Raw genomic sequence first — 19073 nt, 5'->3', positions numbered from 1 at the left:
ACCGAGCCGATAGTCCCTAGTGTGACGGTCCAGAAATTGCACGATGATTCCCCCCTGCCCGAACGGCAGCGCGGCGTCGAGGTCTACGACTTCCGCCGGCCCACCACGCTCGCCCGCGAGCATTCCCGCACCCTCGAGTTGGCGTTCGAGACGTTCTCCCGCCAGTGGGGCACCCAGCTGACCGCGAAGGTCCGGGTGCGCTCGCAGGTAACGTTCGAGGGGCTGTCGATCCGCACCTACGACGAGTACGCATCAGGACTTCCTCCGCAGACCGCTCTCGTCCTCCTGACGATCGGCGACGATCCGTCGAAAGCGGTCATCCAGTTCCCTGCGACCGCCGCCCTCGGCTGGCTGACGCGGATGCTCGGGGGCACCCCGGATCCGGACGTCGAGGAACGCAAGTTCACCCTGGTCGAGCTCACGATGCTCCGCAGGCTCATCGACGACACGATCGACGACCTCCGCTACTCGTTCGGCCGCCTTCTGTCCGCCCCCGTCGTCATGGACACGGTGCACCACAACTCGCAGTTCGCCCAGGCGGCTGCCACCGCCGAACTGATGATGGTCGCGAACTTCTCGGTCAGCGTCGGCGACGCCACGGACACCGCCACCATCGCCATCCCGGCGGACTTCCTCGTGCGCCAGCTCGGCGACGCCAACCCCGTGACGAAGGTCGCAGACGCCCGCAGCCTGATCGAGGCGCAGCTCGCATCCGTTCCCGTCGGGGTCTCCCTGCAGCTGAACCCGCTGACCGTGACGCCCGCGCAGATCATCCGGCTCGCGGTCGGCGACCTCGTCGGCCTGCCGCACGACAAGACCAAACCTTTGAACGTCGCAGTGGAGGGCCGGCCGCTGGCCCGCGCATCCATCGGAACGACCGGTTCCCGGATCGCCTGCGTCGTCGTCGAAACCCAGGAGAACGCACGATGAGCATGACCATGAACCTTTCGACCACCGGCCTCGCCCTGCGTGCTGCTGAGGCCCTGGCCGAGAACCTTCCCACGGTGAAAGCCCTCACGCCGGTTCCGCGCGAGTTCCCGCAGCCGGCCGGCATCGATGTCAGCGCCGCGATCATCGCCACGTTCGTCGGCGCCTCCTCCTACGACGTCGCGATGGCGATCGTCGACGGGAGCATGCTGGCCCCGGCTGCGGAAGCAACGGTCTCGCTGACCGACCTCGTGCACGGCGCCCTCGTCGGCGCGTCGGCCGTCCTCGGCGACGGCGTGCTCGGCGACCAGCGGATCGACGACGCCGCAGCCCTGTTCGACGATCCGGACACCACGGTCGTCGAACTGCGCGACGGCGCCGAGCTCGCCGGTCTGTTCGGCCTGCGCGCGCGTCGGGGGACGACCCCGGCGAGCGCCGGCAGCGAGGACGTGTCCGGCCGGCTCGGACGCATCAACAACGTCGAGATGGCCCTGACCGTCGAGATCGGGCGCACCCGCATGTCCGTTCGCGACGTACTGAACCTGGAGCCCGGCGCCGTCGTCGAACTCGACCGATCCGCTGGCGCCCCTGCGGACATCCTCCTCAACGGACGCCTCATCGCGTACGGCGAAGTGGTCGTCGTCGACCAGGATTACGCGGTCAGGGTCACGCAGATCCTGGATACGCCAGACCTCCTCGCCTGATATGGATGCTGTTCTCACCATGCTGCGCGTGGTGGTGTCCCTCGCCGCCGTGCTCGGCGTCATCTGGTTCCTGCACCGTCGCGTGAGCCGGCGCCAGCTGGGCACGAAGAAGAAGGCGAACCCGGTCACCGTGGTCGGCAAGCAGGGCATCGCCGGCAAGGCGTCCGTGGTCGTCGTGGACGTGGACGGGCGCCGCCTCGTGCTCGGGGTCACCGAGCACTCGGTGAACGTCCTGCACTCGGTGGACGTCCTGCATTCGGCCGAGCACGTCCCCGCAGCCGAGCTGTCGTTCGCGACGGCGATGGCCGCGGCCGACACTGTGGATGCGGATGTGCTGGTCGCGGACGCGCTGGTCGCGAACGCTGCGGTCGCGGACGCGCTGGTCGCGAACGCTGCGGCCGGTGCCGCCCCCGCGAACCCCGTCGCAGGCTCGATCCTCGCCGCATCCACCTGGAGACTCGCGCTCACGAGCGTTCGGAACGGCCTGAAGTGAATCCGCTCGTCGCCGAGAGAAGGCTCCGCCGTCGGCGACTCGGAGTCCTGGTCGCGCTGGCGCTCGTCATCGTGTTCGGCATCGTCCTGCTGCAGGCCGCCGCGGCGCACGCCGACCCGGTCGCCCCGACTCCTCCGGCGACCCCGGCTCCGGTCTCGACGGGCGGCTCGAGTATCACGATCAACGGGATCGACGGCACCCCGTCGCAGACCGTCCTCACCCTCATCGGCATCACGCTGCTGTCGATCGCGCCCGCGCTGCTCATGATGATGACGTCGTTCACGAAGGTGTTCGTCGTGCTGTCGATGACGCGCAACGCACTCGGCCTGACCTCGGTTCCCCCGAACCAGGTGATCGCCGGGCTCGCCCTCTTCCTGTCGCTGTTCATCATGTGGCCGGTGCTCACCGACATCAATACGCACGCCGTCCAGCCCTACCTGCACGGGTCGATCGACTTCGCCCAGGCGATCGATCTCGCGTCCAAACCGCTCAAAGCGTGGATGCTCAAATTCACCCGCCAGGAGGACCTCGCCCTGATGACGCGGCTGGGCGGCCGCGCGAACCCATCGACACCGTCGGCGGTCGACCTCGCGACGCTCATCCCGGCGTTCATGATCTCCGAGCTCCGCAGCGCGTTCATCATCGGCTTCGTGGTCTTCGTGCCGTTCCTCGTGATCGACCTCGTCGTCTCTGCGGCGCTGATGTCGATGGGCATGATGATGCTTCCGCCCGTGATGATCTCGCTTCCGTTCAAGATCCTCCTCTTCGTCCTCGTCGACGGGTGGGGCCTCGTGATCACCGCACTCGTCAAGAGCTACGTGGGGGGCTGACCGTGAACTCCAGTGCGATCCTCGACATCGGCGCCCAGGCGCTCATCATGTCCGCCAAGCTCGCCGCGCCCATCCTCATCACGTCGCTCGTGATCGGGTTCGCCATCTCGCTGTTCCAGTCGATCACCCAGATCCAGGAGGTCACCCTCTCGTTCGTGCCGAAGGCCGTCGGCGTCTCGATCGCCCTGCTCATCTGCGGAAACTGGATGATCGCAGAGCTCGTGTCCTTCACCCACGACCTGTTCACCAAGATCCCGATGCTGCTGGGGGGCTGAGGTGAACATCCCGATCGATGCGAGCTGGATCGAGGCCGTCATGCTGGCGAGCGTGCGGCTCGCCGCGTTCATCCTCGTCGCGCCGCCGTTCTCGTACCGAGCCATCCCCGGCACGGTGAAGGCGCTGCTCGCCGTCGGCCTGGGTCTCGCGGTCTCACCGGTCGTGACGCAGGGCTACACCCAGCTCGACTTCGCGCCGTTCCTGCTCGCGATCGTCATGCAGCTGCTGATCGGCTTCGCCCTCGGCTTCCTGGTGATGATCGTGTTCGCGGCCGTGCAGTCGGCGGGCAGCCTGCTCGACCTGTTCGGCGGGTTCCAGCTCGCGCAGGGCTACGACCCGCAGCTCAGCATCAGCGGTGCCCAGCTGACGCGTCTCTTCCAGATGTCGGCCCTGGCCCTGATGTTCTCCTCGGGCGCCTACCAGCTGCTCCTCGGCGGGCTGGCACGCAGTTTCACGGCCATCCCTCTCGGCTCCGGGCTGAACATCAGCGCGACCGTCCACGCGATGATCACGGCGACGACCAACATGTTCGTGTCGTCCCTGCAGATCGCGGGGCCCCTGATCGTCGTACTGTTCCTCGCCGACCTGGGGCTCGGCCTGCTGACCCGGATCGCCCCCGCGCTGAACGCCTTCTCGATGGGCTACCCCGTGAAGATCATGATCACCCTGAGCCTGGGCGGCATCCTGTTCGTCGCGCTGCCCGGGATCGTGACCGCACTGACCGGCGACGCCATGAACGCGCTCGTAGCGGGCAGGGGGTGACCGATGTCTGACGCACAGGAGCGGACCGAGGACGCCACCGACAAACGGATGAAGGAGGTCCGGCGCAAAGGCAAGCTGTCGAAGTCGCAGGACCTGACGACGTGGCTGGGCCTGGGGGCCGCCGCCCTGCTGCTGCCGGCGACGATCACCCTGGGCACGAACGCTGCGGTCAGCCAGATCTTCGCTGTGGGCAAGGCGGCCCAGGAGCCGACGGATGCGGTCGCGCTCGGCGCACTCGGCGCGGCGATGGGATCCATCCTGCCGACCATCGCCCTGCTCCTGGTCGCTGTGGCCGTCGCCGTGTTCGCCGGGTCGGTGCTGCAGGGCGGCATCCACCTGCGCAAGCTCGAGGGCAAGTTCGAGCAGTTCAACCTGGCGAACGGCTTCAAGCACACCTTCGGCGGGCAAGCGCTCTGGAACGGCGCGAAGGCCCTGCTGAAGACGGGCGTGGTCGGCCTCGCCCTCTACCTCGTCATCCAGAGCCTGCTCCCCGTGCTGATGGTCCCGGGCTCCAGCACGCTGGCAGAACTGGTCGACCGGGCCGTCGGCGGCATCACCGGGCTCCTCCAGACCGCGATCATCGCCGGCCTCCTCCTCGCAGCGGTCGACGTGTTCGTGGTGATGCGCCGCAACCGCAAGCAGACACGGATGACCAAGCGCGAGGTCCGCGACGAGAACAAGACGACCGACGGCGACCCGATCATCAAGGCGCAGCGCCGCAGCCGTCAGCTGGCGATGAGCCGCAACCGGATGATGGCTGCCATCGCCGACGCGGACGTCGTGCTGATCAACCCCACCCATTTCGCGGTCGCGCTGCGCTACGAGCCCGGAAAATCCGCCCCCCGCGTCGTTGCGAAGGGCGCCGGGGTCATCGCCGCGCGCATCCGCGAAGAGGCCGAAGCGAAGAAGGTGCCGATGGTCAAGGACATCCCCCTCACCCGTACCCTGCACGCCGCCTGCGATCTCGGCCACGAGATCCCGGTCGAGTTCTACAACGCGATAGCCCACGTGCTCACCTTCGTGATGGCGCTGAAACGCCGCGGCTCCGCATCCGGAGTCCACACCCTGCCGTACACCGCACCACGCCCGGAAGGGGCAACGAGATGAAGAATCGCAATCTATCGAAGGTCGCCGTCCCCGTCGGCGTGGTCGGCATCCTCCTGCTGCTGATCGTCCCCGTGCCGGCGTTCCTGCTCGATGTGCTCATCATCGTGAACATCCTGCTGGCCCTGGTGATCCTGCTGACGACGATGTTCGTGCGCAAGCCGCTCGACTTCTCGGTGTTCCCCTCGTTGCTGCTGGTTGCGACCCTGTTCCGTCTCGGCCTGAACGTCGCCTCCACGAGGCTGGTGCTCGGCCAGGGCTACGCGGGCCAGGTCATCCAGTCGTTCGGGCACGTCGCGGTCGGCGGGTCGATCATCATCGGCGCGGTGATCTTCCTCATCCTGGTCGTGATCCAGTTCATCGTGGTCACCAAGGGCGCCGAACGCGTCGCCGAGGTCGGCGCGCGCTTCACCCTCGACGCGATGCCGGGCAAGCAGATGGCGATCGACGCCGACCTGAACGCCGGACTGATCACGGATGCGCAGGCACGGCAGCGACGGGCCGAAGTGTCCGCTGAGGCCGACTTCTACGGCGCCATGGACGGCGCATCCAAGTTCGTCAAGGGCGACGCGATCGCCGGGATCATTATCATCCTGATCAACATCATCGGTGGCATCGCCATCGGCATGATCCAGAACGGCCTCGACATCGGCTCGGCCGTCGGCAAGTACACGCTCCTCACGATCGGCGACGGTCTGGTCTCGCAGATCCCCGCCCTGCTGATGGCCGTGTCCACCGGCATGATCGTCACCCGCTCGAACGCGGAAGAGGACATGGGCTCGACGGCGTCGCGGCAGCTCAGCCAGTCGCGGGTCGCGCTGACGATCGCCGGATGCGCGGCACTGGTCATGGGCCTCATCCCCGGCATGCCGATCTTCGCGTTCCTCGTGGTCGGCGTCGGCCTTCTCGTGGTCTCCCGGCGGATCAAGGCCACGGAGGCCAGGACGGCGAAGGATGCGCAGGCCACCGCCGAGGCCGCCGCCGCGCCGTCACCGGAGACCACCGAGGCGATCATCGAGCAGATGCGCGTGCACGCCCTCGAGATCCTGCTCGCTCCCGACCTCGTCGACATCGTCTCCGGTGCATCCGACGACCTGCTCGCGCGCGTGAAGGCGCTGCGCCGCAAGATCGCCATGGAGCTCGGCTTCGTGGTGCCGCCGGTGCGCACGCGCGACAGCATCGAGCTGCCCGCCGCGACGTACTCGATCCGGATCGCCGGCGTCGAGATGGGTCGCGGTCTCGCACCGGCCGGCAAACTGCTGGCGCTCGGAGGCAACCTGGGTTCGCTGCCGGGAGAAGCGACGGTCGAGCCGGTGTTCGGCCTCGCCGGCAAGTGGGTCCCTGCGGAGCTGCGGCACTCGGCCGAGCTGACCGGCGCGACGGTGATCGACCGGGTCGCGGTCGTGGTCACCCATCTCTCATCGATCATCACGGACAACGCCGCGCGGCTGCTGACGCGTGAGGATGTCCGGGTGCTGACCGAGGGCGTGCGCGAGCTGAACCCGGCGGCCGTCGACGAGCTCACGCCCAACCCACTCAGCCTCGCCGAGGTCCAGCGCGTGCTGCAGGGACTGCTCGCCGAGCAGGTGCCGATCAACGACCTCGCCCGCATCTACGAGGCGCTCTCGCTGCAGGCGAAGGTGTCGACGGACCCCGAAGGCCTCATCGAGGCCGCGCGGCACGCGCTGGGGGCCGCGGTGGCGAGCCGCTATCTCGAGGACGGCACGCTGCGCGTGATCACCATCGACCCGACACTGGAGCAGGCCATGCTGGAGGCCGCCCGTCCCACCCCGCAGGGGACGCAGATCCTCCTCGACCCTGTCACGAACGACCGGGTCGTGAAGTCCCTGTCGAACGCGGTGAAGGCCGCAGCCGACGAGGGCTATTCGCCTGCCGTCGTCTGCGCGCCCGCGCTCAGGCCCGCCGTGCGCCGGCTCGTCTCGGCACCCACAGGCGGCATCCCGGTCCTCTCCTACTCGGAGGCGACCGCCGCGGATGTCCGGATCGACACCGTGGGGGTGATCCGCCTTGCCGAGCCGGTTGCAGCTTAGCGCCGCCACCATCGACGACCTCCGGCAGAAGGTCCGCGACGAGCACGGGCCGCTCGCACGGATCGTCTCGGCCGAGAAGGTCATCCCGCGCGGCATCGGACGGGTCCGCAAGCCGGCCTACTTCGAGGCGGTCGTCGAACTCGCGGACGAGCCGCCGGCGCTGCCCGACGTCCGGGTCGACCCGGCCGCGCGCCGCGGCATCGCCGCGCTCCTCGCGGACGCCGACGAGGTGGAGGACGGGCTGGATGCGGCGGGCGGGCGCGGCGTGAACGGGGTTCCGGGCGCCGTTCCGGGCGCCCCGCGCGGCGCCGACGAGCCACGGGCACGTCGCGTGACGCCCGATCCGGACGCTGCCGGACGACGGGCGGACACTGTTCCTGTCGCCGGGCGCGGTGCCGGCGAGCTACCGGCAACCCGCGTGACGGCTGATCCCGACGCGGCCGGGCCCGTCGTGATGAAAGCATCCCGATCCTCCGCCGGCTTCGACGACCTGATGGCGAGCCTCGGCAGTTTCGCTACGCACCCCGCTCCCGAGCCCGCCCTTCCTCTCTTCGCGGCTCCGCTCGCGCTCGAAGCCGCGCGTGCGCCCGAGCCGGTTCCCGTGCCACCGCAGGTGCCCGGCGATCTCGTCGCCGTGGTGAGTCTCGGACAGGATGCCCTTCCGATCGCCCAGGCGATGTGCAAAGTCTTCGCACGCGGGGACCTCCGCACCGGCGGCTCGATCAAGCCGCGGGGGCGAGCCGGCGCTCCGCTGACCGATCGGCGTGCAGCCCTGCTCGCACGCGCCGAGGGCGTCGAGCGCGGCGCGGTCGTCTTCTGCGCGTTCGGGGTCGAGCCCGGCGACGATCCCGTGACCGCCCTCGCGGCCATCGATCCCGATCAGGTCTGGGTCGTGGTGAATGCGGGCCGCAAGCCGGAGGACACCCAGCGCTGGGTGGATCGCATCTCCCGCACCGTCCCCGTCGGGGCCCTCGCAGTCGTCGGCGCCGGTTCGACCACCACGCCCCGCACCGTCAACACCCTCGGCGTCCCCGTCGGCTGGGTCGACGGCGAGCCTGCCGGCGCACCGCGCCTCTGACGCCGCGTGCCGGCGAACGCGCCGTCAGGCGACGTCGGCCAGCGGAACGCTGATCCCCCACCGGTTGTCGTCGAGGATGAACTGCGCCGCCTTGCTCGTCTTCACGTTGACGACGATCGGAGCGAGGAGGTTCACCGTCATCGCCGCGGGAGCCGGGTTGATCACGACGTAGACCGCCGCATCCGCCGGCGACGACAACTCCAGCCGGGCGACCTGGTCGTCGCTGAGCTCGGGCTCGTAGTCGTGGAGCGTGGCGCCGTCGAGCAGGTAGAGCCGCAGGTCGGGCGAGTCCGCCGAGCGCAGCGCGTACAGCCGCTCCGCGCCGACGACCTCGCTGAGGCCGAAGTCGACGAGCCCGGTCATTCCCAGGATCGGGTCCACGAATTCCAGGAGCGCGGTCATCGCAGGAAGTCCATCAGGCTCGTCTGCAGCGACTTCGCCGTGACCATCAGGGATGCGGTGTACACGTTGTTCATCATCGTGAGATTCAGAATAGATTGCCCGGTGTCCACATTCTCGAGATCGCTCTTCTTTCCTTGCAGCATCGCCAGCTGACTGCTGTTGGCCGACTGCGCGTCCTGCACGGCTGAGAGCTGCGAGCCGACCTGGGCCTGCGCGGTCGAGACCGACTGCATCCGCGCATCCACCAGGCTGATGTCTCCGGTGAGGTTCCCGCCGGTCCGCAGGTCGTTGATGATCGTGTCGAGGTCGCTGAACATCGACGACGCCCCGCTGCCGTACACCGCCGATCCGTCGACGTCGACGCGCACCGTCTGACCGTCGCCGACGCGGCGGTTGACGCTGCTGCCCGCCGTGCCGTTGAAGCCGTATCCGGCGGTCGTGAACGCCTGGGCCGCATCCGAGCTGCCCGCGAAGATCGAGCGGCCGAGGTAGGTGGTGTTCGCCTGGCCGATCAGGGCGTCCCTGGTCGACTCGAGCTGGGTCGCGATGTCGTTCCGCGCGGACTGCGACATCGATCCGTTCGCCCCCTGGATCACGCTGTCGCGCACGCTCTTGAGCAGGCTGAAGGTCTGCGAGAGGGCGTTGTCCGCGCTCGTCAGCCAGCCGTTGGCGTCGCTGATGTTGCGCCCGTACTGGTCGTTGGACTTGAGCGCGCCACGCACCTGGAGTGCGGCTGCGACGGCCGACGGGTCGTCCGACGGAAGGTTCAGCTTCGACTGGGTGGTCGCCGTGTTCTGTGCCGCTGACAGGTTCGAGATGGCCGTCTGCAGGTTGCGCGCATTGTCGTTGTAGATCGTCTGGCTGGTGACTCTGCCGATCATCAGGCCCTCCCGACGAGGCCGGTCTTGTTGATGAGCGTGTCGAGCATGTCGTCGACCGCCGTCATCACGCGCGCCGCCGCCTGGTAGGACTTCTGCTGCGTGAGCATGTTCATGTTCTCCTCGTCGAGGTCGACGGATTCGACCGACGCCTGGTTGCTTGTCGCCGTCTTGAGCGCGCCGTCGGCGAGCGTCGACTGCTGGATCGCCGACTTCGCCTGCGCGCCGACCGAGCTGACGACGTTGAGCCAGATGCTGTCCGGCGAGCCGGCCGCGACACCGAGCTGCGAGAGGGCGTCGGCCGCTGAACCGTCGAGCGCCCCACCGCCTGGTGCGCCGACAGCGATGTCCGCTGCGGTCGTCGGGACGACGCTCAGGCCGAGTGCCGCAGGGCCGCCGACGGCGACCGCGAAGAACGCGAGCCCCGTGCGACCGTCGGTGGTCGCCGCCGCGCTGTGGATGCTGTTCACCTGGGTCGCGAGCGCAGTCGCCAGCTGGTTGTAGCTGGCCGCCGTCTCCGCGAGGGGTCCGCCGGTGCCGGTCCCGTTCGCCGGTGCCACGAGCGCCAGCGCGCCCGCGAGCTCGCCGCTGTCCAGTCCGACGCTCTGGCCGGGACGCTGCACCCATTCGAGCTGCACGGGGGATGCGGCCGCCCCGACGAGGTTCGTCGCGCCCGTGACCTGCACGTGGTTGGCGTCCGTGCCGGAGACGAGGAGATTGCCGCCGACGGTGACGTCGACCGTCCCGTCGGTCCGTTCGACGACTTTCCCCCCGGCGATCTGAGCGATGGTCGCCGTGAGCTGTGCACGCTGGTCGATGAGGTCGTTGGCGGTTCCGCCTGCTGCGAGCGTCTGCCGGATGCTCCGGTTCAGCGTCGCGACCTGGTCGGCGGTCGTGTTGAGTTCCGCCGCCAGGCCGTTGATCTGCGCGCGCGCGTTGGTCCACTGCGTGTCGGCGGCCTTGTACCCGGTCGCGATCGTCGTCGCGAGCACGCCGGCGTTCTGGATGACCACCGAACCGGTCGCCGGGTCCCCCGGCCGGTTGGCGAGGTCCTGCCAGGACGCCCAGAAGGTCTGGAGCTGCGACGAGATGCCGTTGTCGCCCGGTTCGTTGAAGGACTGTTCGAGCGAGGTGAGCGCGCTGCTCTGCACGCCCGCGTATCCGGACTGCGCGGCCGCGTTGCGCACCGCCCCGTCGAGGAAGAGGTCGCCGATCCGCGCGACCCCGGTGATGGTCACGCCCTGGCCCGCCGACGGCAGGGACAGGGTGACCCTGGTCGCAGACGCGGGCGCGGAGGCGGCGATCGTCGTCAGGTTCTGCCGCGTGTATCCGGTCGTTCCCGCGTTGGTGATGTTCTGGCCGGTGACGTCGAGGGCCGCGCGCGCCGCCTGGAGTCCCGAGTATGCGACGCTCAGCCCGCCGAAGGTGCTCATCTCAGATGTCCTTGTCCAGTAGCTGCGCGCCTGCGGGCTGGAAGCCGCTGTGACCGCGCGAATCGTACGTGCTGAGTGTCGCGTCGAGCGACGAGATCGTCTCCTGCGTCGACCGGATGGCCGACCGCAGCAGGTGCGAGTTCGTGTCCCGCAGGGTGTGGATGCGCCCGGCCAGCTCCAGGAGCGCCCCGAGGTGGGCCGCGAAGATGTCCGCCCAGACCGCATCCGGCGCCGCTTCGACGATCTCGCGCAGCGAGGGCCGGCCGTCGATGTCCCACTCCTCGCCGAGGCGTTCGATCTCGAGGTCGCGGATGAGGTTCAGCTTTCGCAGCGCACCCACCACGTCGTCGATCTCGTCGGTGACACGGCCGATCCATTTCGAGTTCCCCGCCGTGAGCAGCAGGTGCTCCACTTCGAGTTTGTACTCGAGGATCTCGAAGAGGTTCCGTTCCCGCCACAGCGACGCAGAGAGTTCATTCGCGCCCATGCACCGGCCTCCCAAGCTGTTCGAGATCGACTCTCGGCAGGCGCGGCGGAAATGTTAGGTGAGTGGGCCGAGAAGGTCGAAGTAGACCGGGTGGGGTGCGGACTCGACGTGCACCGTGTCGATGGCCGCAGCGTGGCGCGCGTGCGTCTGGCGCACGTCTTCGAGGTAGCGGATGGCGTGCAGCTGGGCCTCCAGGATGCGCGCAGCACGCTCGACGAGTTCCGCCGGGATGGGGCCGAGCGCGATGGGGGGCCGCCACGGCACCGGGTGGGTCGCGCGTTCGACCGCGACCTGGAGTTCGACCTCGAAACGGGCGAGCGCGTCGTCCCAGCTGCGGACGGGCACGAAGGGGTCGAGGAGCTCGTCGCCGTCTGTTGCGCCGGCGCCGGCCTCGTCGAGGGCTTCGGTGGGTTCCTGCATGATCTTGCTCCTTGCTGTGAGTAAGAGGTGGTGCTCAGGATGCGGATGCGGTGCGCGCGTGGACGTGTTCGAGACCGAGTCGCGCGACACCTGCGACGGCGGCGTGCTGTGCGAGCCGGGCCAGGTAGGCGCTCCGCCGCGCCTGCGTCGTCTTCGCCTCGATGACGGCCGCTTCACCCTCGTTCGCGTAGTGGGTGGTCATCCCCTCACGGATGAGGCGGATCGCCTCGGAGCGCTGCTGCGAGACCGCCGAGTGAGTGATCCCGAGCTCTTCCGCGACCTCTTTGACGGAGCGGTCCTCGAAGTAGATGGCCTGCACGACGAATCGCATCTTGTCGGGGAGCGCTTCGACGGCGGCCCGGAGGTAGGCGGTCTGTTCGCGTTCGACCGCTGTCTCCTCGGGGGAGGCGAGCGGGGAGACGAGCAGGTCGGCCGTGCTGTCGTCGATCGTGGTGACCGTGCGGGACGCATCGGAGAGGGCGGCTGCCGCCGTCTCACGGTCCACGCCGAGCGCGTTGGCGATCTCCGACACGTCCGGCGTGCGCCCGAGCGCCGCGGTCAGGCTCTCCTGGACGGCGAGCGTCTCCTTGATGCGCTTGCGCGCCGAGCGGGTCGCCCAGTCGCTGGAACGCATGTCGTCGGCGAATGCGCCGACGATGCGGTTGCGGGCATAGGCACCGAACGGGATGCCGAGGGTCGGATCGAACGCATCCGCCGCTGTGACGAGCGCGAGCGCTCCGGCCGATGCCAGGTCGTCGCGCGAGAGGTGAGAGGCGCGGGCGCACAGGTCGGAGACCAGGTACCCGACGAGCGGCAGGTTCTCGGTGACAAGCTTGTTGCGTTCTGTTCGGTTCACGCGGGCGACCCCTTGAGCGTCTGTTTCTCCGGGCCAGGGAAGACTCGGAACATGTGATCGGACGATGGATGCTCGGTCAGGGTCGGGTACCGAACATGAGCGCCGGGTATTCGCTCGTTGATCACGCTAACAACGGTTCGGCCGATCCCGAGGGGTCTGGTCTCCCCCACTACGGGGCGCAATGTACCCCCAGATCGGGCGATACCGGGATGGGGGATATGTGCCCCTCTGCGGCGCCTTTTCCGGCATGTTCGCGGGTGATTTTCTGGCGCGGGAGGCTGCCGGGATCGTAGAGTCTGATATACCGCGGTGAGGGATGCCGCCGGGTTCCACCCGGGGAGGACGGAGGCTTTCGTGGCAGCGACCGAACTCTCGGCGCAGCTCTGGAAGGAGCGCGCTCTCATCGAACTGCTGCTCTTCAAGCTCGAAGAGCTGGAACTCCTCGTCGGCGATGAGCGGTCGCGCTGGGTTCCCCAGGCCACCAAGGAGATCGACCAGGTGCTCGAACGGATGAGCGCGGCCGGTCTGGGGCGGGCGATCGACGTCTCGGAGGTCGCCGAGGAGTGGGGATGCTCACCCGACGCCGGCCTGCGCGAGCTGGTCGCTGCAGCGCCCCCCGGGGTGTGGGCGGACCTGCTCGACTCCCACCTGCAGGCGTTCACGGGACTCGCGGACGAGGTGCGCGGCGCCGCGGCGACCTGCCAAAGGCTTCTCCGCGCCGCTCTGCAACGGCCCCAGGACGCAGGCGACGGCGCGGGATCGGGCGCGGCGGCTGCGAGGAACGAGTCGGGGGTGCCCGACGCAGACGCAGAACTCGAAGCTGCCACGCGCGACGCCGGCTACCGCCTCGCCCTGACCGTCACCGCGCGCGTGCTGCAGCCCGCGCTGGAGGACTTCCTCCGCTAGGCGATCCCGCCGGCAACGGTCCACGCGGCGCCGGCCGCGCCAGTCTCGTCGTGGGCGACCACGACGATGACGCTCCCGTACGGCTCGCGCCACTCGCTGTGCACGGCCTCGTGCTCTGCGGCGGCGACGAGGGCGGATGCCCGGAACCGGTCACCGTCGCGACTCGCGTCGGTGACCGCACCGTTCACGAACACCGAGACGTCGCGGACGGGCGCGGACGCGACGACCGACCCCTCGATCGCGATCGTCACCGTGCCGTCGGCGTCCGGCTCCCCCACCGCTGCCGCGACCCGCACATCCGGACCGCTCGCGGCATTCATGGGCTCGCCGCCACCGTCGGCCACGCCCCCACCGGCATCGGGCACATCAGCACCGCCGAACAGCGCGGGCGTCCGCGCCGGCGCGATCCGGCGAGCGCCGCTGCCCTCGAACGCCGACGCGTACCGCAGCAGGTCCGTGTCGTCGTAGGCCTTCCCCGCGAACGTGAGCCCGACGGGCATCCCGATGTCGGCCATCACCCCCATCGGCACCGTGACGGTCGGGATCCCGAGGTGGCGCGGCACGAGGTTGCCGTTCGCAACCCAGGTCCCGTTGCGCCAGCCGAGGTCGGCGGAGGCGGGGTTGACGTCCATGTCCGCCGGCCCCACGTCCGCGACGGCCGGGAACACGACGACATCGAGGCCGGTCGCGTCCATCCACTTCTCGAGGTCGACCCGGCGCGTCTGCTCCAGCCCGCGGATGCCCTCCTCGATCAGCGGGATGCGCTCCAGCGGCGTGATCCCCTGCGCTCGCGCCCGCGTGACGTAGTCGGCGACGTCGAAGTCGAAGTCCCCGTAACGGTCGGGCAGCGCCCCGGTCGGCTGCGGGAAGATGGCGGGACCGTCGACATCGGCGAGCGCGTGGAGCGCGGGATCGCCGTTCGCGTCCAGGAAGTCGTGCCATGCCAGCATCGACAGCTCCCAGAGCTCGCGGTCGGCGAAACCTTCCGGGACGATCCCGCGGTCGACCATCGACTCTGCGCCGTCCCGGTCCTTCTCGTAGTTGGAGACCACCGGGAAGTCGACCTCGACCACCTCGGCGCCCGCCGCCTCCAGGTCTCGGCGAGCCTGCTCCCACAGGGCGACCACGGATGCACGGGTCGCGATCGGCTCGCGCGCACCGCTGTCCGTGTTGATGTACATGCGGGGGATGCCCACCCGGCGCCCCCGCAGCGCGTCATCGTTGCGCAGCGCAGCATACGAGTGCGGCCGCACCTCCGACGCCGCAGGCAGTTGCACCCAGGGCTGCGTGCGCCAGAAGTCGCCGCGCGTCTCGGCATCGTCGGCCACGATCACGTCGAGCACGGCGAGCAGGTCGTCGACCGTGCGCGTGTGCGGGACCACGACATCCATCGTCGGCACCAGCGGCCAGTTGCCGCGCACCGAGATGACACCGCGCGACGGCGTATAGGCGACCAGCCCGTTGTTCGACGCGGGCGCGCGGCCCGACGACCAGGTCTCCTCCCCCAGCCCGAAGGCGGCGAAGCTCGCGGCCGTGGCCGTGCCGGACCCGTTCGACGAGCCCGAGCCGAACGCGGCGGTCAGGTAGTCGCCGTTGTACGGGCTCTCGGCGCGCCCGTAGACCCCGCGCTGCATCCCTCCGTTGGCCATCGGCGGCATGTTCGTGAGGCCGATGAGCACGGCCCCCGCTGCGCGCAGGCGGGCGATCGTGAAGGCGTCGTCCGTGGCGACGAGGTCGCGGAACGCGGGCGATCCGGCCGCGACCGTGAGGCCCCGCACCTTGTAACTGTCTTTGGCGGTGTACGGGATGCCGTCGAGCGGCCCGAGCGTCTCGCCGCGTGCCCGGCGCGCATCCGAAGCCCGCGCATCCGCGAACATCTCCGGGTTCAGCACGGGCACGGCGTTCAGCCGGATGCCGTGCCGGTCATATGCCGCGATCCGGTTCAGGTAGCGGGCGACCAGGTCGACGCTCGTCACGCGGCCCGACTCGAGGGCCGCGCGCAGGTCGGCGATCGTCGCCTCGACGACGGTGAACGCCGGGGCGCCGCTCATGCGCCCGCCCCCTGCCAGACCGGCTGCTGCTGGGTGATGCAGTGGATGCCGCCACCGCGCGCCAGGATCTCGCGCGCATCCACCGTGACCACCGAACGGCCGGGGTAGACCTCGCCCAGCAGATCGCGCGCCCGCGCATCCGCCTTCTCCTCGCCGTAGCCGCAGGCGATGACGCCGTCGTTGACCACGAGATGGTTGACGTAGTTCCAGTCCACGAAGCCCTCGTCGTCGGTGAGCGTCTCGGGAGCCGGAAGGTCGACGATGTTCCACTCGCGACCCGCAGCGTCGCGCGTGCCCTCCAGGAAGGTGCGGAGGTCGCGGCAGATCTCGAAATCAGGATGTGCAGGGTTCTGCTGCTGGTGCAGCACCAGCGTGCCCGGCGACGGGATCGCCGCGATCATGTCCACGTGGCCGCGCGTGCCGAACTCCTCGTAATCGCGGGTCAGCCCGCGCGGCAGCCAGATGACGGTGGTGGCGCCGATCGTGCGCTCCAGTTCGAGCTCGACGCGCTGCTTGTCCGCGTACGGGTTGCGGCCGGGGTCGAGCTGCACCGTCTCGGTCACGATGATGGTGCCCTCGCCGTCCACATGGATGGCGCCGCCCTCGTTGACGAGCGTCGACGAGACGAGCTGCGCATCCGTCAGCCCGGCGATGAACCGGGCGATCTCACGGTCGTTGCCCCAGTTCGCCCACTCCTGCGCGCCCCAGCCGTTGAAGATCCAGTCGACGGCGCCGAGCGTGCCGGACTCGTCGAACACGAACGTCGGGCCGAAGTCGCGCATCCAGAAGTCGTCGAGCGGAGCCTCCACCAGCTCGATCTGCGACGAGATCATCCGGCGGGCGCGGTCCCGTTCGACCGGGTCGACGACCATGGTCACCGGCTCGAACTCCATGATCGCGTGGGCGACGGACGTCCACGCCTCGTAGCCGGCGTCCGCCTCGGCTCCCGGCTCGCCGAGGGTGACCCCGGGTCGGGGGAAAGCCATCCAGATCCGCTCGTGCGGCGCGGTCTCTGCGGGCATCTTCCAGGTCATGCGGTTACCTCCTCGAGCTGTGCCACCGCGTCGGGATCGACGGGACCTGCGCCGAGAGCAGCGCCCTCGGCAGCCGTGTCCGTGTCGGCCCCGTCGTCGACATCGGTGTCGACGGGACGGTAGGCGGGTGTGCGGTATGGCTCAGTCGTGTACCAGAGCAGAGCGTACAGGGCGCCGGCGAGCAGCGGGGCGACGATCGGAGAGATGTCCGCGCCACCGAGAGCGACGGCGATCGGTCCTTCGTAGATCGTGGTGTTGACCATGAGGAGAGCGACGGCGACGGAGACGGTCATCGCGATCACCCCCGGCCAGTACCATCCGGAACTGTGCCAGAAGGGGCTGTTCCTCGTCTCGTCGTTCAACGCGATCCCGTCGTAGCGGTTGCGGCGCACGAACACGTCCACCGCGTAGATCGCGATCTGCGGTGCGAGCACCGCGACGCTCAGCTCGATCGCGGCGTTGAGCGTGTCGAGGAAGCTCGGCGTCGCGAACAGCAGGTAAGCGGATGCGGCGGCCACCACGACACCGCAGATCACGACGGTCCACGCCCGGTGGATGCGCAACCCGAGGGCCTGGGCATACAAACCGGTCGAATAGGCGCAGAGCACGTTGTTCGTGATGCTGCCGAGCACGATCACGAAAAGGAAGACCGGGTAGAACCAGCCGGGAACGATCTTCGCGATCGCGACCTGCGGGTCGGTCATGTCGATCGCGGTGCCGGCGACGACACCGAGCGCTGAGATCAGCACGGCCGGGAGAAAGCCGCCCAGGGCGGTCCACAGCACCACGGCTCGCTTCGACACGTTCTTCGGCAGATAGCGGGCGTAGTCGGCGCTGGTCCCCCACGAGAGCGGGCCGGAGGCCATGATCGCGAACCCGAGCAGCAGGAGCGCCCAGTTCTCGCCCGACGAGACCGGCGGCGGCGTGTACGAGAAGTCGGCCGCGCCGAACACGAAGACGGCGAGCAGGATGAAGCAGACGACGAGCGCGGCGGTGAAGATCGGGCTGAGTTTCAGGATCGTGCCGTGACCGTAGACGCTGATGCCGAAGCTCAGCACGGTCACGACGGCGAGGACTCCCCATTCGGCGCCGGGCGAGACGTCGATGCCGACGTGCTGGAGCAGCGCGACGGCTGCGAGCGTGGCGAAGGTGACGTTGAGGATCTCATAGAAGATGCCGATCAGAACTCCCAGCGCTTCGCCGAACACTTTGTTGCCGCGCGCGCCGAACATGGTGCGCATGATGACGACGCTCGGCGTGCCCGAGGCCGGACCGCTGATGGCGAGCCAGCCGACCGCGATCCACCACAGGTTGCCGAGCACGGTGAGCAGCAGCGCCTGCCAGATCGGCAGGCCGAGAAGGATGAGGACGCCCCCGAGCACGAAGTAGAGGTAGATCACGTTGGCCGACATCCACACCAGAACAGCGAGCCGGGCGTGCCGTGGCGCTCCGCGGGCGGGATGTAGTCGATCCCGCGACTCTCGATGCGGCCGACGGCGTCGACTCCATGCGTCACGGCCAAGATGGCCGGTGCGGCGGTCTCTGTTGCAGGCGTGCTCATCGTGTCGCCTTTCATTCCGTCATCGGACTTTTCTATTGATCAATTGATCAATAAGATGAGGCGACGCTATATACAATGAGGGACGATGTCAAGCACAGACCGCAGAAGGGCCGAGCGGAAGTCGCCGTCGGAACGCGCTGCCGAGATCGAGGATGCGGCGCGCAGCATCGCACTCTCCGGGGGCTTGACGACGGTCACCCTGCGGGGCGTGGCAGCGCACGTCGGCGTGACGCCCGCGCTCGTCGCGCACTACCAGCCGAGCATGGAATCGCTGGTCGCGAGCACATTCACTGCGGTCGTTTCGGCCGAATTGGCCGACGTCGCATCGCTGATCGCTACGTGTCCGACCTCCACCGAACGCCTCTCCCGGCTGATCGACACCCTGCAGGACGGCAGCCGCGACGACCTCACGCTGGTCTGGGTCGACGCGTGGAGTCTCGGCCGGCGGAACGAGGTGCTCGCGGCAGCCGTGCGCACCCAGATGGACGCCTGGGAGGCCTTCATCACGGACGTCCTGGTGGCCGGTTGCGCATCCGGCGAGTTCACGACCGACGAGCCGGGCACCGTCGCCTGGCAGCTGCTCGGCATGATCGACGGCCTCAACGCGCAGTCGCTCGTGCACTTCCGGGACGCGCCCTCGCGCGGACGCTTGATCGCCCACGCCATCGAGCACGAACTGGGCCTCCCGCCGGGTGCCCTCACCGCCTCCGCGCCCGCTCGCGCCTAGACGCTCTCTGCGCGTCGAGTCCGGGAAAAGGCTGCTGATTCTGCCGAATTGAGCGAACTTTTCCCGGACTCAACGGCTCGGCCGCCGGGCTCG

20 protein-coding genes and 1 pseudogene are annotated in these 19073 nt (G+C 69.1%); 11 read left to right on the top strand and 10 right to left on the bottom strand.

Annotated elements, in window-relative coordinates; translation table 11 throughout:
• The first annotated feature begins 21 nt into the window (after window positions 1-21).
• The 9 genes from ACV7NN_RS11570 to ACV7NN_RS11530 are packed head-to-tail and all read left to right on the top strand — an operon-like array spanning window position 22 to window position 8225.
• Complete coding sequence (locus ACV7NN_RS11570) at window positions 22-930, top strand: flagellar motor switch protein FliM (protein ID WP_463349718.1); 909 nt, start codon at window positions 22-24, stop codon at window positions 928-930.
• Window positions 927-1631: a flagellar motor switch protein FliN gene (fliN, locus tag ACV7NN_RS11565; protein ID WP_463349717.1), complete on the top strand. Its 705-nt coding sequence runs from the start codon at window positions 927-929 to the stop codon at window positions 1629-1631. The genes ACV7NN_RS11570 and fliN overlap by 4 nt, the downstream gene beginning before the upstream one ends.
• A 1-nt stretch (window position 1632) precedes the next feature.
• Window positions 1633-2124, top strand: coding sequence for a flagellar biosynthetic protein FliO (locus ACV7NN_RS11560; RefSeq protein ID WP_463349716.1), 492 nt, complete (start codon window positions 1633-1635; stop codon window positions 2122-2124).
• Window positions 2121-2954: a flagellar type III secretion system pore protein FliP gene (gene fliP, locus ACV7NN_RS11555; protein WP_463349715.1), complete on the top strand. Its 834-nt coding sequence runs from the start codon at window positions 2121-2123 to the stop codon at window positions 2952-2954. The genes ACV7NN_RS11560 and fliP overlap by 4 nt, the downstream gene beginning before the upstream one ends.
• Before the next feature lie 2 nt (window positions 2955-2956).
• Window positions 2957-3229, top strand: coding sequence for a flagellar biosynthesis protein FliQ (fliQ, locus tag ACV7NN_RS11550; protein ID WP_463349714.1), 273 nt, complete (start codon window positions 2957-2959; stop codon window positions 3227-3229).
• Between the two features lies 1 nt (window position 3230).
• On the top strand, window positions 3231-3992 hold the full coding sequence (locus ACV7NN_RS11545) for a flagellar biosynthetic protein FliR (protein WP_463349713.1): 762 nt from the start codon (window positions 3231-3233) through the stop codon (window positions 3990-3992).
• Between the two features lie 3 nt (window positions 3993-3995).
• Window positions 3996-5099 carry an EscU/YscU/HrcU family type III secretion system export apparatus switch protein gene (locus ACV7NN_RS11540; protein WP_463349712.1) on the top strand — a complete coding sequence of 368 codons (1104 nt, stop codon included), beginning with the start codon at window positions 3996-3998 and terminating at the stop codon, window positions 5097-5099.
• Window positions 5096-7147 (top strand): flagellar biosynthesis protein FlhA, encoded by a 2052-nt coding sequence (locus tag ACV7NN_RS11535; protein ID WP_463349711.1) that lies wholly within the window; start codon window positions 5096-5098, stop codon window positions 7145-7147. Before ACV7NN_RS11540 ends, ACV7NN_RS11535 begins: the two co-directional genes overlap by 4 nt.
• On the top strand, window positions 7137-8225 hold the full coding sequence (locus ACV7NN_RS11530; protein ID WP_463349710.1) for a hypothetical protein: 1089 nt from the start codon (window positions 7137-7139) through the stop codon (window positions 8223-8225). The genes ACV7NN_RS11535 and ACV7NN_RS11530 overlap by 11 nt, the downstream gene beginning before the upstream one ends.
• 24 nt (window positions 8226-8249) lie before the next feature.
• Here ACV7NN_RS11530 and fliW read toward each other — a convergent pair whose 3' ends face one another.
• The 6 genes from fliW to ACV7NN_RS11500 are packed head-to-tail and all read right to left on the bottom strand — an operon-like array spanning window position 8250 to window position 12701.
• A complete protein-coding gene (gene fliW, locus ACV7NN_RS11525) occupies window positions 8250-8627 on the bottom strand; it encodes a flagellar assembly protein FliW (protein ID WP_463349709.1) in 378 nt (125 codons plus the stop codon).
• On the bottom strand, window positions 8624-9508 hold the full coding sequence (gene flgL, locus ACV7NN_RS11520; RefSeq protein WP_463349708.1) for a flagellar hook-associated protein FlgL: 885 nt from the start codon (window positions 9506-9508) through the stop codon (window positions 8624-8626). The genes fliW and flgL overlap by 4 nt, the downstream gene beginning before the upstream one ends.
• On the bottom strand, window positions 9508-10938 hold the full coding sequence (gene flgK / locus ACV7NN_RS11515; protein WP_463349707.1) for a flagellar hook-associated protein FlgK: 1431 nt from the start codon (window positions 10936-10938) through the stop codon (window positions 9508-9510). The genes flgL and flgK overlap by 1 nt, the downstream gene beginning before the upstream one ends.
• Before the next feature lies 1 nt (window position 10939).
• Complete coding sequence (locus ACV7NN_RS11510; protein WP_463349706.1) at window positions 10940-11425, bottom strand: flagellar protein FlgN; 486 nt, start codon at window positions 11423-11425, stop codon at window positions 10940-10942.
• 54 nt (window positions 11426-11479) lie between these two features.
• A complete protein-coding gene (locus tag ACV7NN_RS11505) occupies window positions 11480-11845 on the bottom strand; it encodes a hypothetical protein (RefSeq protein WP_463349705.1) in 366 nt (121 codons plus the stop codon).
• A 34-nt stretch (window positions 11846-11879) separates the two neighbouring features.
• Window positions 11880-12701: a sigma-70 family RNA polymerase sigma factor gene (locus ACV7NN_RS11500; protein WP_463349704.1), complete on the bottom strand. Its 822-nt coding sequence runs from the start codon at window positions 12699-12701 to the stop codon at window positions 11880-11882.
• 354 nt (window positions 12702-13055) lie between these two features.
• Here ACV7NN_RS11500 and flgN point away from each other — a divergent pair, with 354 nt between their 5' ends.
• Window positions 13056-13607 carry a flagellar export chaperone FlgN gene (gene flgN, locus ACV7NN_RS11495; RefSeq protein ID WP_463349703.1) on the top strand — a complete coding sequence of 184 codons (552 nt, stop codon included), beginning with the start codon at window positions 13056-13058 and terminating at the stop codon, window positions 13605-13607.
• A 380-nt stretch (window positions 13608-13987) separates the two neighbouring features.
• On the opposite strand, the pseudogene ACV7NN_RS11490 reads toward flgN, so the two are convergent.
• The 4 genes and pseudogenes from ACV7NN_RS11490 to ACV7NN_RS11475 form a co-directional block, all read right to left on the bottom strand.
• Window positions 13988-15658 (bottom strand): annotated as a pseudogene (locus ACV7NN_RS11490) (amidase); the annotation flags it as partial.
• Window positions 15655-16692 carry an agmatine deiminase family protein gene (locus ACV7NN_RS11485; RefSeq protein WP_463349702.1) on the bottom strand — a complete coding sequence of 346 codons (1038 nt, stop codon included), beginning with the start codon at window positions 16690-16692 and terminating at the stop codon, window positions 15655-15657. The pseudogene ACV7NN_RS11490 and the gene ACV7NN_RS11485, both read right to left, overlap by 4 nt.
• Window positions 16689-18104, bottom strand: a complete 1416-nt coding sequence (locus ACV7NN_RS11480; protein WP_463349701.1) for a purine-cytosine permease family protein — start codon at window positions 18102-18104, stop codon at window positions 16689-16691. Before ACV7NN_RS11480 ends, ACV7NN_RS11485 begins: the two co-directional genes overlap by 4 nt.
• Window positions 18089-18253: a hypothetical protein gene (locus ACV7NN_RS11475; protein WP_463349700.1), complete on the bottom strand. Its 165-nt coding sequence runs from the start codon at window positions 18251-18253 to the stop codon at window positions 18089-18091. The genes ACV7NN_RS11480 and ACV7NN_RS11475 overlap by 16 nt, the downstream gene beginning before the upstream one ends.
• 85 nt (window positions 18254-18338) lie before the next feature.
• On the opposite strand from ACV7NN_RS11475, the gene ACV7NN_RS11470 reads away from it, so the two are divergent.
• Entirely contained in the window at window positions 18339-18980 is a 642-nt protein-coding gene (locus ACV7NN_RS11470) for a TetR/AcrR family transcriptional regulator (RefSeq protein WP_463349699.1), read from the top strand.
• Window positions 18981-19073: the final 93 nt, after the last annotated feature.

This window comes from Leifsonia sp. Ger2509, from assembly GCF_055231915.1.
The sequence above is the reverse complement of the archived record's forward strand: the minus strand, read 5'-3'. Positions and strand labels throughout refer to the sequence as shown.

What these genes read in the sequence shown, in the direction of transcription:
- fliN (WP_463349717.1), top strand. Translation starts at nt 927, where the DNA reads ATGAGCATGACCATGAACCTTTCGACCACCGGCCTCGCCCTGCGTGCT.
- ACV7NN_RS11560 (WP_463349716.1), top strand. Translation starts at nt 1,633, where the DNA reads ATGGATGCTGTTCTCACCATGCTGCGCGTGGTGGTGTCCCTCGCCGCC.
- ACV7NN_RS11540 (WP_463349712.1), top strand. Translation starts at nt 3,996, where the DNA reads ATGTCTGACGCACAGGAGCGGACCGAGGACGCCACCGACAAACGGATG.
- ACV7NN_RS11535 (WP_463349711.1), top strand. Translation starts at nt 5,096, where the DNA reads ATGAAGAATCGCAATCTATCGAAGGTCGCCGTCCCCGTCGGCGTGGTC.
- fliW (WP_463349709.1), bottom strand. Translation starts at nt 8,627, where the DNA reads ATGACCGCGCTCCTGGAATTCGTGGACCCGATCCTGGGAATGACCGGG.
- flgL (WP_463349708.1), bottom strand. Translation starts at nt 9,508, where the DNA reads ATGATCGGCAGAGTCACCAGCCAGACGATCTACAACGACAATGCGCGC.
- flgK (WP_463349707.1), bottom strand. Translation starts at nt 10,938, where the DNA reads ATGAGCACCTTCGGCGGGCTGAGCGTCGCATACTCGGGACTCCAGGCG.
- ACV7NN_RS11510 (WP_463349706.1), bottom strand. Translation starts at nt 11,425, where the DNA reads ATGGGCGCGAATGAACTCTCTGCGTCGCTGTGGCGGGAACGGAACCTC.
- ACV7NN_RS11505 (WP_463349705.1), bottom strand. Translation starts at nt 11,845, where the DNA reads ATGCAGGAACCCACCGAAGCCCTCGACGAGGCCGGCGCCGGCGCAACA.
- ACV7NN_RS11485 (WP_463349702.1), bottom strand. Translation starts at nt 16,692, where the DNA reads ATGACCTGGAAGATGCCCGCAGAGACCGCGCCGCACGAGCGGATCTGG.
- ACV7NN_RS11480 (WP_463349701.1), bottom strand. Translation starts at nt 18,104, where the DNA reads ATGTCGGCCAACGTGATCTACCTCTACTTCGTGCTCGGGGGCGTCCTC.
- ACV7NN_RS11475 (WP_463349700.1), bottom strand. Translation starts at nt 18,253, where the DNA reads ATGAGCACGCCTGCAACAGAGACCGCCGCACCGGCCATCTTGGCCGTG.
- ACV7NN_RS11470 (WP_463349699.1), top strand. Translation starts at nt 18,339, where the DNA reads ATGTCAAGCACAGACCGCAGAAGGGCCGAGCGGAAGTCGCCGTCGGAA.